Annotated in this window: 10 protein-coding genes; 6 read left to right on the top strand and 4 right to left on the bottom strand. The window is 54.1% G+C overall.

Annotated features, from left to right (window positions below):
- Positions 1-10: 10 nt before the first annotated feature.
- On the bottom strand, positions 11-1,828 hold the full coding sequence (locus tag HK11_RS08875; protein ID WP_086554986.1) for an ABC transporter ATP-binding protein/permease: 1,818 nt from the start codon (positions 1,826-1,828) through the stop codon (positions 11-13).
- A gap of 114 nt (positions 1,829-1,942) precedes the next feature.
- Between HK11_RS08875 and HK11_RS08870 the strand changes: the two genes are divergently transcribed.
- Positions 1,943-2,800, top strand: coding sequence for an NUDIX domain-containing protein (locus HK11_RS08870; RefSeq protein WP_086554985.1), 858 nt, complete (start codon positions 1,943-1,945; stop codon positions 2,798-2,800).
- Positions 2,801-2,864: 64 nt separating this feature from the next.
- On the opposite strand, the gene HK11_RS08865 is transcribed toward HK11_RS08870, so the two are convergent.
- From HK11_RS08865 to HK11_RS08855, 3 genes are read right to left on the bottom strand one after another with little or no spacing between them, the layout of a single operon-like run.
- A complete protein-coding gene (locus HK11_RS08865) occupies positions 2,865-5,771 on the bottom strand; it encodes a [protein-PII] uridylyltransferase (protein ID WP_086554984.1) in 2,907 nt (968 codons plus the stop codon).
- Positions 5,772-5,817: 46 nt separating this feature from the next.
- The gene (gene mutS / locus HK11_RS08860; protein WP_086555046.1) at positions 5,818-8,472 is read right to left on the bottom strand and encodes a DNA mismatch repair protein MutS; all 2,655 of its coding nucleotides are present in this window, start codon (positions 8,470-8,472) and stop codon (positions 5,818-5,820) included.
- Positions 8,473-8,513: 41 nt separating this feature from the next.
- Positions 8,514-10,400 (bottom strand): tetratricopeptide repeat protein, encoded by a 1,887-nt coding sequence (locus HK11_RS08855; RefSeq protein WP_086554983.1) that lies wholly within the window; start codon positions 10,398-10,400, stop codon positions 8,514-8,516.
- 93 nt (positions 10,401-10,493) lie between these two features.
- Between HK11_RS08855 and HK11_RS08850 the strand changes: the two genes are divergently transcribed.
- The 5 genes from HK11_RS08850 (at position 10,494) to HK11_RS08830 (ending at position 17,372) form a co-directional block, all read left to right on the top strand.
- Positions 10,494-12,008, top strand: a complete 1,515-nt coding sequence (locus tag HK11_RS08850; protein WP_086555045.1) for a carboxypeptidase M32 — start codon at positions 10,494-10,496, stop codon at positions 12,006-12,008.
- A gap of 66 nt (positions 12,009-12,074) precedes the next feature.
- Positions 12,075-13,226 (top strand): L-dopachrome tautomerase-related protein, encoded by a 1,152-nt coding sequence (locus HK11_RS08845; protein WP_086554982.1) that lies wholly within the window; start codon positions 12,075-12,077, stop codon positions 13,224-13,226.
- A 95-nt stretch (positions 13,227-13,321) separates the two neighbouring features.
- Positions 13,322-14,719: a threonine synthase gene (thrC, locus tag HK11_RS08840; protein ID WP_086554981.1), complete on the top strand. Its 1,398-nt coding sequence runs from the start codon at positions 13,322-13,324 to the stop codon at positions 14,717-14,719.
- 50 nt (positions 14,720-14,769) lie between these two features.
- Positions 14,770-16,035: a pitrilysin family protein gene (locus tag HK11_RS08835; RefSeq protein WP_086554980.1), complete on the top strand. Its 1,266-nt coding sequence runs from the start codon at positions 14,770-14,772 to the stop codon at positions 16,033-16,035.
- Entirely contained in the window at positions 16,032-17,372 is a 1,341-nt protein-coding gene (locus tag HK11_RS08830) for a TldD/PmbA family protein (RefSeq protein ID WP_086554979.1), read from the top strand. The genes HK11_RS08835 and HK11_RS08830 overlap by 4 nt, the downstream gene beginning before the upstream one ends.
- Positions 17,373-17,389 lie beyond the last annotated feature (17 nt).

Raw genomic sequence — 17,389 nt, 5'->3', positions numbered from 1 at the left:
GCCACGACACTCAGCCCGCTGCGCTGTTCTCAGCTCCCTGAGCCGCCCACATTGAGGCATATCGGCCGTCAGAGCCAAGCAGAACCTCATGTGTTCCACGTTCTATAATACGACCCTTTTCCATTACCAGTATTTCGTCTGCATCTATAATGGTTGAAAGCCTGTGAGCGATAACAAGAGTGGTACGCTGTGCCGAGACAACACGCAAAGCAGACTGAATTTCCTGCTCAGTGTGGGTATCAAGCGCGCTTGTTGCTTCATCCAGCACCAGCACTCGCGGGTCTTTGAGAATAGTTCGCGCAATTGCCACACGCTGCTTCTCGCCGCCTGAAAGTTTAAGCCCACGCTCCCCTACCTGCGTTTCATAGCCAGCAGGCAAAGACATAATAAAATCATGAATCTGCGCCAGTCTTGCCGCCTGCTCTATATCCTCCTGAGCAGCTCCAAGCCGCCCATAGGCGATGTTGTAGCCAATTGTATCGTTAAACAGCACCGTATCCTGCGGCACGACACCAACAGCTGCACGCAGATCAGCCTGACGGCAGTCCCGCACATCATGGCCATCAACCAGCACAGCACCTGATGACACATCATAAAAACGAAATAGTAACCGGCTGATTGTAGACTTACCTGCACCGGTCGAACCCACAATCGCCAGCTTTTTGCCAGGAGCCGCAAAAAAGCTGACATCATGTAAAATCTGCCGCTCATCACTATAACCGAAACTCACATTGCGAAACTCAACAGAGGCCGCCTGGTGGCCCTGCAATGTCAGTGTCATTTCTGCCGGATTCTCGGGGTCTTTAACTTCAGGTGTTTCATCGGTCAGACCAAGCATATGCTCAAGATCAACAAGAGCTGTGCGAATAGCCGAGTACATTGACCCCAGAAAATTGAGTGGCCCATAAAGCTGCAGCAGATACGTGTTGATCATTACAAACTGACCAACGGTTATGTGACCGGTTTCAACATCCCGGCCAGCCAGCAGCATAATAGCGGTCAAAGCCACGGCAATAATGGCAGCCTGCCCAAAATTCAGAGCGCCAAGAGAATATTGCGTTCTGAGAGCTGCCTTTTCATAACGCGCCTGAGCCGCATCATAACGTTTTGCTTCATGCTCTTCGTTACCGAAATACTTCACTGTCTCATAATTTAGCAGACTATCAAGAGCACGGCTGGTTGCCTCTGTATTGCTCTCGTTCATGCTGCGACGAATACTCAGCCGCCATGATGTAAACTTCATTGTAAAGAGAATATAGGCCGCGATCATCAGCGCGATCAGAACAACATATTTCCAGTCAAAAACACGCCATATAACCGCAGCAACAAGGAAGGCCTGCAAAATTGTAGGCGACAATGACATTCCCATCCGCAGCAAAGTCTCTACCGCTTCTGTGCCGCGCTCAATCGAACGTGTTACCCCCCCTGTTCTTCGGTCAAGGTGAAAACGCAGAGATAACTGGTGCATATGCTCAAAACTACGCAACGCAGCCTGGCGAGCCACCCTGAAGCGAACAGGAGAAAATAACGAATCACGCAAATTCGTCAGGGCTGCTGACACCAGCCTGACCAGCCCGTAACCCAGGATAATAGCGGCAGGTACGATAGCCATACTGACAGGGTGCGAAAGCCGGTCAACAACATGGCTATACACCAGCGGCACAGCCAGAGTTGCCAGTTCACCCCCCACCATTACGAGCAGAACAAGCAGGATCCGCCACTTCAGCCCCATATTTCCACGAGGCCAGAGATAGGGCAAAAGACGCGATATCGTCACAGAAGCCGGTTTTTGGGGTGCACCGGAAACACGCCTTTGACGAGGAGACATTCTTCTGATGTGCCACGCCTTTAACATTTTGCAAGCCTAATATGTTGCTTGCCACCCTCTGAGAGGTGCGGGATAACAGCCTTTCTCGCTGAGCCGAACACGACAGGATTAAATATGTCAGCTGACAATGCCCCCTTCCTTCGTCATCTCAGGCAGTGCAACACTGCTGTTGTGCCAGGAGAGCGCTCTCCTTTCACACTGGGTATGCACCATGCCGGCTGGATTGATCCCGTCATCGCCGGCAGGCTCGAGCAGGAAGGCCTTGGCTCACAAGACAGCGGCTTTACCCTTACTGACCCTGCGGCTCTCGAAGCACTGGGCGAAAAACTCGCCAAAGAAGGGTTTTATCGTTCACACCATGAACTGTTTGATGTGTTTACTGCACCAGGGCTGGCACCGGTAGCCCGGATAGACCGTGGTGCGCTGCCTTTATTTGGCCTGCTTGCATCTGGCGTGCATATGAATGGCCTGGTTAAAAAATCTGATGGTCTTTATCTGTGGACAGGCCGCAGAGCGAGCAATAAACGTCTCGACCCGGGTAAACTCGACCATCTTGTTGCCGGCGGTGTACCGGCAGGTCATGCCCCCTTTGCTGCCCTGATTAAAGAGGCGGCTGAAGAAGCTGATATTCAGGAACAGCTGGCCTTACAGGCAAAGGAAGTCAGCCGTATCGTCTATTCTCTCGACCGTCCCGAGGGCCTGCGCCGCGACATTCTTTATTGCTACGACCTTCTGCTGCCTGAAAATTTCGTTCCTGTCGCAGCAGATGGTGAAGTTGAATCATTTCACCTTTACCCGATAGAAAAAGTCTTTGCGCTGGTGCGTGACACAGATGACTTTAAATTTAACGTCAACCTTGTACTGATTGACCTGTTTTTACGCTACGGGCTTATCGACCCGGCCTCTGATACCGGTCGTATTTTACGCGATGGCCTGGCTGAAGGCCTGTCACCTGCCAGTCCCGGAAAATAACAGAACAAAAAAGGCAGCAGGAACAGACTTCCTGCCGCCTTTTCTTCATTTCCCAAAGAATTTCTCAGGCTGAGATTTTTGAATCCACTACAGCATGAGCTTCTTCTTCAGCTTCTTTCATACACACCAGCAGCCGCTCACGAATTTCTGCGAGGCGGGTTTTATCGGTAATTTTCAGACCAAACAGATCCTTGACATAGAATACGTCAACTGCACGCACGCCATATGTCGTAATATGTGCCGATGCAATCTGAAGGCTTTCTTTGCTCATTGCCTCTGTGACATCGTGCAGAAGCCCCGGACGGTCACGGCCATTAATTTCAATAACCGTATGTGTATTTGATGCACCATTATCAATCACGACACGCCGCGGCACATGAATGGCGCGCATACGCATAGGCATATGACCAAAACCAGCCTGCGCGATTTCGGCACCAACATCCATATGCCCGCTCAGAGCCTGCTCAATCAGACTGGCAAGCCGTGTCAGACGTGGAGTTTCCTCATAAACGCCGCCAACCATATCCTGAACCCAGAAGGTATCAAGCGCCATGCCATGTGTCATGGTGTGAATACGCGCATCAACGATAGATGCACCCGCCAGCGCTAAGGCTCCTGCAATTTTAGAGAAAAGGCCAGGCACATCGCGGCTGTAGACAATAATTTCTGTCACGCCACGGTCAGCCAGAGGTACGGTCTCTACGGTCAGAGGGGCATGACGCGCATCAGCTTCACAAATCAGACGTGCATGGCGCTTATGCGTTTCGTGATCGAACGAAAGCCAGTATCCTGCATAGCCAAGACCGAGAAAATGATCGATGTCCTGCTGAGACATCTCATGCTCTGTCAGAGTTTCAGCAATCATATCTTTAGCATGGCGCACACGCACATCGCGCTCAGTGGTGGCAAGCCCACCAGCCAGAACCTCAGCCACACGCACATAAAGCTCACGCAGCAGGGTGGCTTTCCAGGCATTCCAGACGCGCGGGCTGACCGCCCGTATATCGACAATAGTCAGCAAAAGGAGAAGGCGCAGACGCTCGGGAGACTGAACAACGTCAGCGACATCAAGAATGGTCTTCGGATCATCAATATCGCGCTGAAACGCAGTATGGCTCAGTAACAGATGATGCAGAACCAGCCATGACACTGTTTCCGTTTCTTCTGCAGAGAACCCAAGCCGCGGACAAAGCTCCAGGGCTATTTCGGCACCCAGCTCTGAGTGGTCCCCGCCCCGTCCTTTAGCGATGTCATGCAAAAGCACAGCCATATACAACGAACGCGGTGAGTGCAGGTCTTTTACCAGTTCGTATGCCACTGGTATTTCGTCAGCCATACGCCCTGCAACGACTTCATCGAGGATACGTACCGCCTCAATAGTATGCTCATCAACTGTAAAGACATGGTACGTGTCAAACTGCATCTGCCCGACAACACGGCTCCAGTCAGGTATAAGACGCCCGAAAATGCCGGTCTCGTTAAGAATATGCAGCCAGTGCGCATGCCCCGGCACCGCATCCCGTTCCTTCACACTATCGGGAACTGATACAGCGTCACGACGACGGCGTGGCGGCGGAGGCGCAACCTCACCACACAGAAGATCAAGGAAAATACGTGCTGCTTCAGGATTATCCCTGAGCGTTGTTGCCCTGCTCTCCCAGCGGATCAGCTCGTGTCGCGCCATAGGGTGTAACGGCTTGCGCCTTATACGCGCCCAGTCAAGCAGCCGTAACATTCTGATCGGCTCACGCTCAAACGAGGTGCCACTCTCGGGCAAAATCTGCCCGTCAACCAGAGTAAAGCCGGCATCCCGCATTTCAGCATCTGGCTTGGGGGCGGTTGCAACTGCGCCCTGCGCCTGCCGTAAGACAGCAGGCTCGAGCACATGCGTCAGACGCATAACCTCACGGGCTGTCAGAAAATAATGCCGCATAAAGCGCTCAACACCATTCTGACGGCCATGACGTGTATAACCGATACGCGCACCAATAACCGGCTGCATATCAAATGTCAGGCGATCTTCAGCACGACCCGCGACATAATGAAGGTGCAGCCTGACCGTCCATAAAAAATCCCATGAACGGCGGGCACGGGCAACTTCCTGCTCAGTCAGCAGGCCCATCCATATAAAATCAGGAGCAAGCAGATCTGTCACATGACGGGTGCCGAATGTGTTGCGACACATCCAGTATAACGTCTGCAAATCACGCAGACCGCCGCGCCCTTCTTTTATATTTGGCTCAACCAGATAAGGACTGTCACCAAAACGACGATGCCGCTCAAGGCGCTCGCGGCGTTTGTCAGTGATAAATCCGGCAGCGCCAGCCTCAACACAGGCCACAATATAGCGGGCCTCAAACATAGCAAACAGCGCTTTATTACCGGCCAGCAACCGCGCATCAAGCAGGGCAGTGCGCACGGTCGTATCTTTACGGGCCTCTTCTATACATTCCTCAATAGAGCGGGTGGCATGCCCGACCTTAACCCCAAGGTCCCACAGAAAGTATAAAACATACTCAACAAGGCGATGCGTGGCCGCAACGTCTTCCGCCTCGGTAAGAAAAAGCAGATCCACATCACTGAAAGGCGCAAGCAGGCCACGTCCGTACCCTCCGGTCGCTGCGACAGCGAACCTGCGGGTTTCTGTACCACCATTACCTTCAGCAGTGGCACGCAAAGCCAGATCGACAGTGCCCTGCACAATAACATCGGTAAAAGCTGATATCTCTTTTGCAGCCAGGGTGCCTTTCAGCTCATGCTGCTCAAAACGCCGGCGTACATCCGCCTGATAACGCCCAAGGTAACGCCTGAAAATGGCAACAGCCTGGTCTCTGTCAGGCACACTTACCCCTTCAGGAATGATGTCCTTCAGCTCTCGTGTCAGGCAGACAGCAAGATCCTGCGGTGTAATAGAAGTCTGTTTTACAGGCTCATACTGCACAGCGGCAGTGTTTACGGTGGCGTTAGACATATGCTCCTGCTTGCAATCCGTCGGCTTGGGGTTCTGCTTAATTAATTCATAACATCGATTCTGGCTCAGAGCTTTCTAACTCTTTACGCAGCTCATAAAGAATATCCAGGGCTGAGCGGGGCGTCAGAGTATCGAGGTCCAGCTCGAGCAAACGTGCTTTTAGCGCATTTTCATCCTGTTGCGGTAATATCTTCTGCGCTTCAAACAAAGGAAGGGGTTTTACTCCGACAGAGTGTTGCGCTTCAAGTTCGTTCAGAAGCCTGCGGGCTCTCTCAACAACCTGAGGTGGCACGCCAGCCAGCATCGCCACATGTACACCCCAGCTTTTTTTTGCTGATCCTGCAAGGACTTCATGTAAAAAAACAATACGCCCCTGCCACTCTCTCACTGCCATGGTATGCAGGGAGAGACGAGGCAAAACTTCTGCCAGACCTGACAATTCATGAAAGTGAGTTGCAAAAATAGCACGACAGCATATCGTTGAATGCAGAGCTTCAAGCACTGCCCAGGCGATGGAAAGACCATCCAGGGTTGCTGTTCCTCTGCCAATTTCATCAACCACGACCAGAGAGTTCGGCCCGGCCTGATTAAGAATCGCAGCTGTTTCAGTCATTTCAACCATAAAGGTCGAACGACCACGCGCGAGATCATCTGAGGCACCAACACGCGAGAAAAGCTGATCAACAATGCCGATATGCGCTTTTTCAGCAGCAACGGGAAAGCCCCCCTGAGCAAGAATAACCGCGAAAGCTGTCTGCCGGAGGAAGGTTGATTTACCAGCCATATTCGGACCGGTAAGCAGCATAACACTGCGCCCGGGAGAAAGATCACAGTCATTCGGTGTGAAACGCCCGTCTGATGGCAATGCGGCCTCTACCACAGGATGACGACACCCCCGCACATCGAAGGCCTGATCCTGCGTGACCTCGGGGCGACACCAGCTTCCACCCGCAGCAAGGCCTGCGCACGACTGAAACACGTCAAGCACAGCAAGAGCCTGAGCCAGAGGTGGCAGATCACTCTCTGCCAACGCAGCCTCTGCCAGCTGACGAAATAAAACCCGCTCACGCGCGGCAGCATGATCCGCTGCCTCAGAAATTTTCGTATCAAGCTCAGAGAGTTCTTCTGTGCAAAAGCGCGAACTGGTGGCCGTACCCTGCCTGAACAGGAGATCTTCACGATCTTTCAAACGTTTACCAGCCGCCGCAGGCACCTCAATGACGTAACCAAGCTGCGCATGATGTTTGATTTTAAGCGTTGTAACACCAAAGCGATCGGCATAGGCATTCTGCAGGCTGGCAATAACCCGGCGTGAGTTATCACGCAGCGCACGGGAGTCATCGAGCTGCACATCATAACCCGGAGCAATCACCCCGCCATCCTCAAGACGGGCTGGCAGCTCTTCAGCCAGCGCACGAACAAGCTCCTGTTCAAGTGCCGCAGCTTTACCAAGCTGCCCGACAGCCCTGATCAGAGCTGATGGCAGATCATTTTTATTATCAAAGGCAGAAGCAGCAACCCGTGCGGCAGCCAGACCATCTCTGACCGCAGACAGATCACGTGGCTGACCACGCCCCAGAGAGAGACGCCCCAGAGCACGGGCAATGTCAGGCGCTCTTTTTAAAGCTTCACGCAGTACATTACGGGCAGCCGGGGCCTCTTTCAGCCAGCACCAGCCATCCTGACGATCCGTGATGCGGGCAACATCTGTCAGCGGAGAAGCCAGCCATTCGGCTAAAAGGCGGGCTCCCGCAGCTGTCACAGTTCTGTTCACAGCCGAGAACAGCGTATGCTCCACACCGCCATCACGGGCACGTAAAATATCGAGACTTGAACGTGTTGCCGGGTCAATCCCCATGGTGCTGCCGTCCGCCTGCGGCATGGGACGGGCGAGTCGCGGGAGCTGTCCTGCCTGACTGCGCCTGACAAACTCGACAGCAAGAGCGGCCGCGACCGCTTCTTCATCCGCAAAGGTGCCAAAAGCATCAAGGCTTGCTACCCCAAAGTCTGCCGCAAGGCGTTTTCGCGATGACTCTGCTGGTGAGGAAGGCATTTCAGGTGCACGGCGGCTATCAAAATCACCCAGCTCAAGCTGTGCCGGTGCCAGAATTTCAGCCGGATCAAGGCGGGCGAGTAACCCGGGCAAAGCGGCTGCGTTGATGCTGGCTGTTTCGAAAATACCAGTTGAAACGTCAATCCAGGCAGCTCCCAGAGGAGCCTGAGACTGTGCTGCGACCTCAGCATTTTTATCAGCTCTTCCGCGCCGGGGAGCTACACCCTCTGCCAGGGCCAGCAGCAGGTTAGAGCGACCGGGCTCAAGCAGCTCATCTTCCGTCAGGGTACCAGGTGTAACCACGCGCACCACAGCACGGGCCAGCGGACCTTTACCTGCGCCCTTGCCTTTACGCGGCGCTTCTGTCTGCTCAGCTACTGCGACACGAAAGCCACGACGGATAAGACGCGCAAGGTAAGCCGATGCCGCAGCAACCGGAACACCACACATCGGTATCGGCTCACCCGCGTGCGAGCCACGCGCTGTCAGCGCAATATCAAGTGCCGCTGCCGCTCCTTTGGCATCATCAAAAAAGAGCTCATAAAAATCACCCATACGAAAAAACAGCAGTGCCTCAGGGTTTTCAGCCTTTAGCGTGAACCACTGGAGCATGGCGGGCGTTGCACCCTCAGAAGAATAACGTGTCATGCCCGGCATCATAAGAAAGTCGCAAAAGAGAGCAACACTCTTTAAGCCCGTTTTTCTACAAACTGCGACAGAGCCCTTACCACCTGTGCAACAGGCCCTGCCCATGGCTGCAGCCCCTCACCCGGTGCAGGCTGTGTCATAACCCTCACGGAGGGATACCACCGGCTTACAACCTCACCAGATGAACTGCGCATGCATGAGCCTTCCGCCCATCGCCAGTCCCCTCCGAAACGATTTAAAAGCCAGGTCGGTTTACCCAACAGGCCGGCCAGATGCGCAATAGCCGTATCTGCTGTCACAACCCCCTCAAGCGTAGCAATCAGAGCAGCTGTCTGCAGCATATCTCCTCCCGGCAACGGCCTCAGTGGGAATGCCGGTGAGCTTATACCGTCACGCTGCAAAGACTGGTAACGAACCCCTGCCACCTCTCCTAATGGTGCAAGACATACCGGGTTGAGAGAGCGACGTCTGTCAAACCGATAGGCAGGGTTACCTGCCCAGCACAGCCCGATAGTCACATTTGCCGGATCGGTTTGTACGCCCCCCTCCCTAACGGAAGGGACAGAAAATGAAAGCTGGCAGGGCACAGGTTCATCCTGCCCCAGTACATAAGGCAGACTTAACAGCGAACAGGCTGCAACGGCACCACACTTTGCGCCACAACTCTCAGCGTTAAGAAACGTCATACGCTGCCGTTGCGTAAAACAGGCTGCGTTAAAAAAACTATACAGGCTTTGTGGCACGCTTAGTATAACTGGCGCGCGCTCAGCTGCTGCATCAATATAGCGCATAAACTGAAGCGTATCTCCAAGCCCCTGCTCGGCATAAAGCAGAACGGGCTGAGCCTGTTGCTGCCCATGCCACTCCGGCAGCCCCTGATGCCCTCCGGACGGCGCAATCAGTTTACGATTTTCGAAAAGTGCCCATCCTTCATGAAAGCGGCCATCAGCCAGCAACAGGGTGCTCAGGTTAAACCGCGCTCTGACGCGATCAGCATCAGGAGCTGCCTGATTACCTGCTACGGCACGAAACAAACTTTCTGCTTTATCTGCCTCACCACTATCTGCCAGGGCTGTGCCCAGATTAACGGCAAGCCGTGCGTCATCAGGCTCCAGAGCAAGCGCGTAATGAAGCTCAGACACGGCCTGAGGCAAGTCACCCAGTGCCATATGCACCAGCCCCAGATTACTCCGTGTTCTCGATGCATCAGGTTTCAGCCTGGCAGAATCGGATAACAGCTGACGCGCCTCGTCAAACCTGCTGGTTTCAAACAGCGCCACACCATAATTTGACAAAGCTGCTGCATTATCAGGCAGAGCTTTTGCAACCGCTGAAAAATAGGGGCGCGCCTCATCTATCCGCCCGGCTTTCTCAAGCAAAAGGGCATGCTGATTTTGTGAAAAAATATCATCAGGTGTCAGCAAAACTGCTTTTTCTGAAACCGCAACAGCCTCAGCGACCTTACCCTGCCGGGCAAGAAAGGCAGCAAGGCCTAAGTGATACTCAGCCTCAAGCGGGCGCAAGCGCAGAGCATTGCGCAAAGCCTGCTCAGCATGATCTGTACGATTCTGCGCTTCCAGCACCTCAGCCATCGCCAGGTGCGCCCTGGGGTCGCGGGGGCACTCCGCTACCGCCACATTAACCGCAGCCCGTGCCTCCTCATAATGACCGAGAGCCAGCAAGGCCAGTCCCAGAGTTATATGAAAATGCGCTTCAGGCCTGAGCTGTATGGCCTGCCCCGCAAGCCCCGCAGCTGCCTTAGCATCACCACCGGCACGGGCAACGCAGGCCATAGCGTGCCAGGCATCAGCATCAGCAGGGTTTGTATCCAGCACGTTACGGAGCATATCCGCGGCACGCTCTGCATCTCCCTGAGCAAGCCAGCTCAGTGCCATCCCGACCGGACCGGCCTCAGAAGAGTGTGACATAGTGCGTATTCTCCCTCTGCCACGCTCTGGCAGCTATGAGATATGTGACAACAAAACTTTTCGATTACCCCGTTCGTGCGGTATGCTGCCCGTATGACCACGACCTATCAAGCTCTTGAGCGCCACTTTGCCCGTCTTTCCTCTCTCAGAGATGCTTCAGGCATTCTGTCATGGGATAAAGAAGTCATCATGCCACATGGTGCTGCCGAACGACGCGGCGATGTGCTGGCCACCCTGGCCGGCCTTGAGCATGAGATGACTGTATCAGCGAAAACGGCTGATCTGCTTGATGCCGCAGAGGCGCTGCCTGCTGAACGCCTGACACCCTGGCAACGCACAAACCTGGCTCTGATGCGTCGCAGTTATCAGCAGGCCACTGCTCTGCCCGGTGATCTGGTTGAAGCTCTGACGCAGGCAACAACCCGTAGTGAAATGGCCTGGCGCAACGCAAGAGAAAACAGCGATTATGCAGGCTACCTACCTCATTTGCAGGAGGTTCTTACCCTCACGCAGCAGACCGCCCGCACCAGAGCGGATGCTCTGGACCTCTCCCCCTATGATGCGCTGCTTGATACTTTCGACCCCGGCACCCGTCAGAGCGATATTGACCCGATTTTTACGCAGCTTCAGGCGCAGTTACCTGAACTGATTGGTTCCGTGCTTGAACATCAGGCAGCGCTGCCACCTGCTCTCCCTCTGCAGGGCCCGTTCCCCACCAGCAGGCAGGAGGCTCTGGGCCGCAGCCTGATGCAGCAGCTTGGCTTTAATGCCGCACGCGGCCGCCTTGATGTCAGTCTTCATCCCTTCTGTGGTGGTGCGACATATGATGTCAGAATAACCACGCGCTACGACGAGTCTGACTTTATTCCCGCCATGATGGGTATTATCCATGAAACCGGGCACGCGCTCTACGATCAGGGGCTGCCTGCTGAGTGGATCTCTCAGCCGGTTGGTCAGGCTGGCGGCATGACACTACATGAGAGCCAGTCTCTGATAATGGAAATGCAGATCTGCCGTTCACGGCCTTTTGCCGACTGGCTGGCACCTGTTGTACAAAAAGGCATGAACGCGCCGAACACTAAAGCCTGGCAGGCCGACAACCTGCACCGCCACCTGACACAGGTGAGCCCGGGCTTTATTCGTGTGGATGCTGATGAGGTGACCTACCCCGCACATATTCTGCTGCGCTATAAACTTGAAAAAGCGCTGATCTCAGGTGACCTCGCACTCAAAGATCTGCCGGCTGCATTTAATGACGGCATCCATTCTCTGCTGGGACTGAAGGTGCCCGATGACCGCCGGGGATGCCTGCAGGATATTCACTGGCCAGAGGGGCTGTTTGGTTACTTCCCCTGCTATGCTCTGGGAGCTATGGCCGCAGCGCAGCTGCGTGCTGCTGCCTGCACACAAAACCCTGATATTTTACCCTCTGTTGCACGTGGTGACTTTACACCACTGCTGACATGGCTGCGTACAAACGTGCATAGTAAAGCATCGAGTGCTCCCCTTCAGGATATTCTGAAAAATGCCACCGGCGCTCCATTGCAGGCTGACGCATTTCTGACTCATATCCGCCGACGCTACCTTGATCAGGCAGCTGATGCCTGACATCAGATAGAAATAATTGCTGCACCCACTTCATTCCTGCCCTGTCACCTCACGAGCCGTGTCCTCATGTCTGTAGATTTTTCACGTCGCCTTTTCACTCTCCTTTGTGGCACATGCCTTACACTGGCTGTTTTTACCCCCCAGGCTCAGGCTGCCCACATGCCAAAGGAGCCTGAGCTCCAGGCTTCAGCCCTGACCCCGGCTCTGCAGTCAGACAAACAGGTATGGGATGCTGTCGTTGTACTGCCTGATGAAAGACTGGTGCTTGAAGCTCCTGTATGGGTTGGCAACACAGCCCCTCAGCTTTCTGTGGCTGCGCCTGACGGCTCACTCTCGCCTTACCCGTCCGCAAGCTGGAATGCCGCAGAAGGCGATGCTGAGAGCAGAATTATCTCAGCCGCTGGCATGACCCTTCTGGCAGACGGCACATTATGGGTGCTCGACAGCGGTGTGCCTGACCACAAAGCCCCCGCAGTTGCGGCACCGAAACTGCTGCAGATTGATACAAAAACAAACACGGTTGTACGCACCATAACAGTAGAAAGCTCTGCCCTGCGCAAAGAGAGCATTCTTTCAGGCATCGCTGTTCATGGTATGATGGCCTATGTCCCGGACTCAGGCAGCGCGGCCCTTATTGTCGTTGATCTGAAAACCGGGCACTCCCGCCGTTTTCTTGACCAGCATCCTGCCCTGGCTGCGCACCGCCCTATACTGACGCCCAAAGGGTCAGTGCGGGCTGCAAATGGCCATCTGCTTGCCATTGATGCCAGTATGATTGCTGTCAGCCCTGACGGACAATGGATCTATGTGCAACCTCCCTGTGGTTATCTCTCACGTATTGGCACAAGTATTTTCACAGATCCTTCTGTCACTCCCGCAGCTATGGAGGAAAGTGTCTCTCAGTGGTTTAAAACCCCGACACTTGGCGGCATGACCATAGCACCCGACGGCACCATGTACTGGTCTGACGTAACGACAGGCAGTATTCTGAGCTATAGTGGCGGCGTCATTCCTGTTCCCCACCGTCTCATCACAGACCCGAGACTGCAATGGCCAGCCACACCGGGGCTTGATAAAACGGGCCATCTTTACGTGCCGGCAGCGCAGCTCAACCGCACAGCAGCCTTCACGAATGGCAAGCCAACAATTAAATGGCCGGTCACGGTTTATAAACTGACACTGCCCACCTCAGCCCCACCTGCTGCCAGCGGAAACTAAACGACCCCCTCATCTGTTTTTTTGCCTCTGTGCTGTGATAACAGATCAGCATAAGAGCTCTTCGCGCCACCTCTTAATCAGAGTATCATCCTGCCATGCGCTATATTTCGACCCGGGGCGAAGCACCCGTTCTCTCCTTCTCTGACGTTCTGCTGACCGGCCTTGCTGAAGATGGCGGACTGTATCTGCCTCAGACCTGGCCGTCTCTTTCACCGGAGGAGTGGCTCGCTCTGCGCGGGCTGCCTTACCCTGAACTGGCAGCGCGCATTCTCTCTCTGTTCACCGGGGATGATATTGACGAAGCGACGCTGCGGCAGCTGTGTGCAAAAGCGTATGCAGGTTTTGACCACCCGGCTGTTGTGCCGGTTGTACAGCTTGAAAACGGCCTGTTTGTACAGGAGCTGTTTCATGGTCCAACCCTGGCCTTTAAAGATATGGCCATGCAAATTCTGGGACATTTGTTTGAGTATGTCCTCAGCGAGCGTGACAGTCATGTGACCATTGTTGGCGCAACATCAGGCGACACAGGTTCGGCCGCTATTGAGGCCTGCCGTGGCCGCAAAAGATTGTCGGTCATCATTCTGCACCCTAAAGGCCGTACGTCAGAAGTACAGCGCCGGCAGATGACCACAGTGCATGAAGCCAATGTGACCAACCTGGCTGTTGAAGGCACTTTCGATGACTGTCAGGACCTGGTGAAAGCCTGCTTTGCGGACTTAACCTTCCGTAAAGACATGCACCTCTCAGCTGTTAACTCTATCAACTGGGCGCGTATTGCAGCGCAAATTCCTTATTATGCTTATGCTGCCCTGAATTTTGGCGCACCAGGCCAGGATGTTTCCTTCGCCGTGCCAACAGGTAACTTTGGCAATATTCTTGCTGCATGGGCTGCTCGCAAAATGGGTCTGCCGGTTAGCAGGCTCTGCGTGGGGTCAAACCGCAATGACATTCTGACCCGCTTCCTGAATAAAAATGACATGACAATGAAGGACGTTGTTCCCAGCCTGTCACCGTCAATGGATATTCAGGTCTCATCAAACTTTGAACGGCTTCTGTTCGAGCTGCTGGACCGCGATGCCACCGCCTGCGCACGCATCATGACGTCTTTCCGCAGTTCAGGACACATGGATGTGCCAGAGCAGACATGGGAAAAAGCCAGAACACTCTTCTCCGGCCTTGCACTTGATGATGCTCAGACCGAAGCTGAGATCAGACATCTGCACCAGAATTCTCACTACATGGCTGATCCGCATAGTGCGATCGGCATTGCCGCCGGCCGCAAATTTCGGGATAAAAACAGCCCGATGATTGCCGTTGCAACAGCACATCCGGCAAAATTCCCCGATGCTATGGTCGCAGCCACGGGTATACACCCGGCTCTGCCTGAACATCTGGCGGACCTGTTCTCCCGTAAAGAATATTATGAAACCATTCCTGCTACAGCTGATGCCGTGAAAAATGCTGTGCGTACCGCTGTTGCTAACACACACTAATTTCTTTTTTTCAGGCCGGTTCTGCCGGCCATTGTGTTTTCAGGACAAGAATGACCGACCCTATCAATATTACTCGTCTCCCCTCAGGTCTGACTATCGTAACAGAGCGAATGGAACGTGTAGAAACCATCTCTTTTGGTGCTTATGTCTCAACTGGCACACGTGATGAAACCGCTGAAGAAAACGGTGTTTCGCACTTTCTTGAACATATGGCCTTTAAAGGCACAACCCGTCGCTCTGCCCTGCAGATTGCCGAAGAAATTGAAAATGTCGGTGGTCACATAAACGCCTATACTGCGCGTGAACAGACTGCTTTTTATGTCAAACTTCTCAAAGATAATCTCGACCTCGGCGTTGATATTATCGGCGATATCCTGACCCACTCGACCTTTGACCCCACTGAGATCGAACGCGAACGCGGCGTAATTTTGCAGGAGATTGGTCAGGCTAACGATACCCCCGATGATATCGTATTTGACCATTTTCAGTCCTGTGCGTTTCCCGATCAGCCTATGGGTCGCCCGACACTGGGCACAGAACAACTCATTCAGAATATGAGTCGTGAAACGCTCATGCGCTATATGAGCACTCATTATACCAGCCAGAATATGGTGGTTGCAGCAGCAGGCAACCTCCATCATGACGATGTTGTTGAGCGCGTAACGCATTATTTTGCTGACCTGCCCTCAACACCACCGGCCTCACCGGTTCCGGCTCTCTATCGCGGCACAGAATTTCGCCTCGAAAAACAGCTCGACCAGGCACATGTTGTTCTGGGCTTTCCATCCGTCAGTTTTAATGACCCTGACTATTACGCTATTCTGCTGCTTTCTATGCTGCTGGGCGGTGGTATGTCTTCACGCCTTTTTCAGGAAATTCGTGAAAAACGCGGGCTGGTTTACTCTGTTTACTCCTTCAACGCGCCATTTGCTGACAGTGGTCTGTTTGGCATTTATGCCGGCACAGGAGAGAGCCAGTGCGCAGAGCTGGTGCCCGTAATGATTGAAGAACTGCATAAAGTACAAAAACTGGTCAGCGCGGAAGAACTCTCACGCGCCAAAGCACAGCTTAAAGCCTCGTTACTGATGTCGCTTGAAAGCACTGGCAGCCGCTGTGAACAGATTGCCCGCCAGCTTCAGCTCTTTAACCGCATTGTACCGGTTGCTGAAACCACGGCCCGGGTTGAAGCCGTGACTGAAGCAGATATCTGCCGTGTTGCCACGCGTCTCTTTACACAGGCACCAACACTGGCAACTCTGGGGCCTATCTCGCACGTTCCCTCATTGCACAGCATTACGGAGGCCCTGGCCACATGAGTGCAAATACGCTTGATACCCTCTCCGACCTGGTCCGCCGGGCTATAGCAAAAGGAGCAGACGCTGCTGATGCTGTGTTTGCCTCAGGCACAGCCGTTGCGACAGGTGTACGTAACGGCGTAACAGAAGAGCTCGAACGCTCAGAAACAACTGACCTTGGGCTGCGGGTTTTTGTTGGTAATAAAGCCGCTATTGTCTCAGCCACCACTCTTGAACCTGCGCGCTTTGACAGCCTGGCAGAACAGGCACTGGCCATGGCGCGGGTTCTGCCAGAGGATCGCTTTGCGGGGCTGGCTGAAAACAGCCTCAGGGGTGTTTATAACACCAATACTCTTGACCTCGCTGACACAGCAGAGCCTGACACAAAGACCCTGCTTGAACGTGCGAGAGAAGGTGAAGAGGCTGCTCTGGCAATTAAGGGTGTAACAAACAGTGCCGGCAGCCAGGCGTCCTGGGGGCGCTCGCAAATTGCACTTGTTACCTCACGCGACTTTGCCGGCACTTATACCCGCACGAGCCACGGCACTTCTGTTTGCGTGCTGGCTGGTCAGGGCGAGGATATGCAGCGCGATTATGACTATCACGGCACTGCACATCTGACTGATCTTGAGAGCGCCGCTGCACTGGGCAAAAAAGCCGGAGAAAATGCCGTAGCAAGGCTGAACCCTGTGCGCCCGCGCACCGGGCATTACCCGGTTGTTTTTCACCCGCGGGTTGCCAGCAGCTTTCTGGGACATTTTATCGGAGCCGTGAATGGCTCCTCCATTGCACGCGGCACCTCTTTTCTGAAAGAAAAAATGGGCCAGCAGATCTTTGCTGATAATGTGACCATCACTGACGACCCCGCCCGCCCGCGCGGGCTGCGCTCACGCCCCTTTGACGGCGAAGGGCTGAATGCCGGGCTGCTGACACTGATCGAAAATGGTGTTCTGAAAAGCTGGGTGCTTGATTCACGCAGTGCCCGCCAGCTTGGCCTGAGCAGCAACGGGCGCGCGGCGCGCGGCACATCAGGGCCACCCTCACCCTCTGCGACGAACCTGGCTTTTGGCCCGGGGGAGGTCTCCCCTGCTGCACTGATTGCTGATATTAAAGAGGGCCTCTACATCACTGAAATGATGGGCTCTTCTGTTAATGCACTGACGGGGGACTACAGTCGCGGAGCATCAGGCTTTATGATCCGTGACGGGCAGATTGCCGAAGCTGCTGCAGGCTTCACTCTGGCAGGTAATCTGACGGATATTTTCGCCTCTCTGGTTCTTGCTGACGATCTGGTATTCCGTTTTGGTACCAACGCCCCCACATTAAGAACCGATGCTCTGAATATCGCAGGAGCCTGATTTGTGGAGACACGTGA

Origin of the sequence: Acetobacter sp. DmW_043, from assembly GCF_002153485.1 — a bacterium.
GTDB lineage: Bacteria > Pseudomonadota > Alphaproteobacteria > Acetobacterales > Acetobacteraceae > Acetobacter > Acetobacter thailandicus.
The sequence above is the reverse complement of the archived record's forward strand: the minus strand, read 5'-3'. Positions and strand labels throughout refer to the sequence as shown.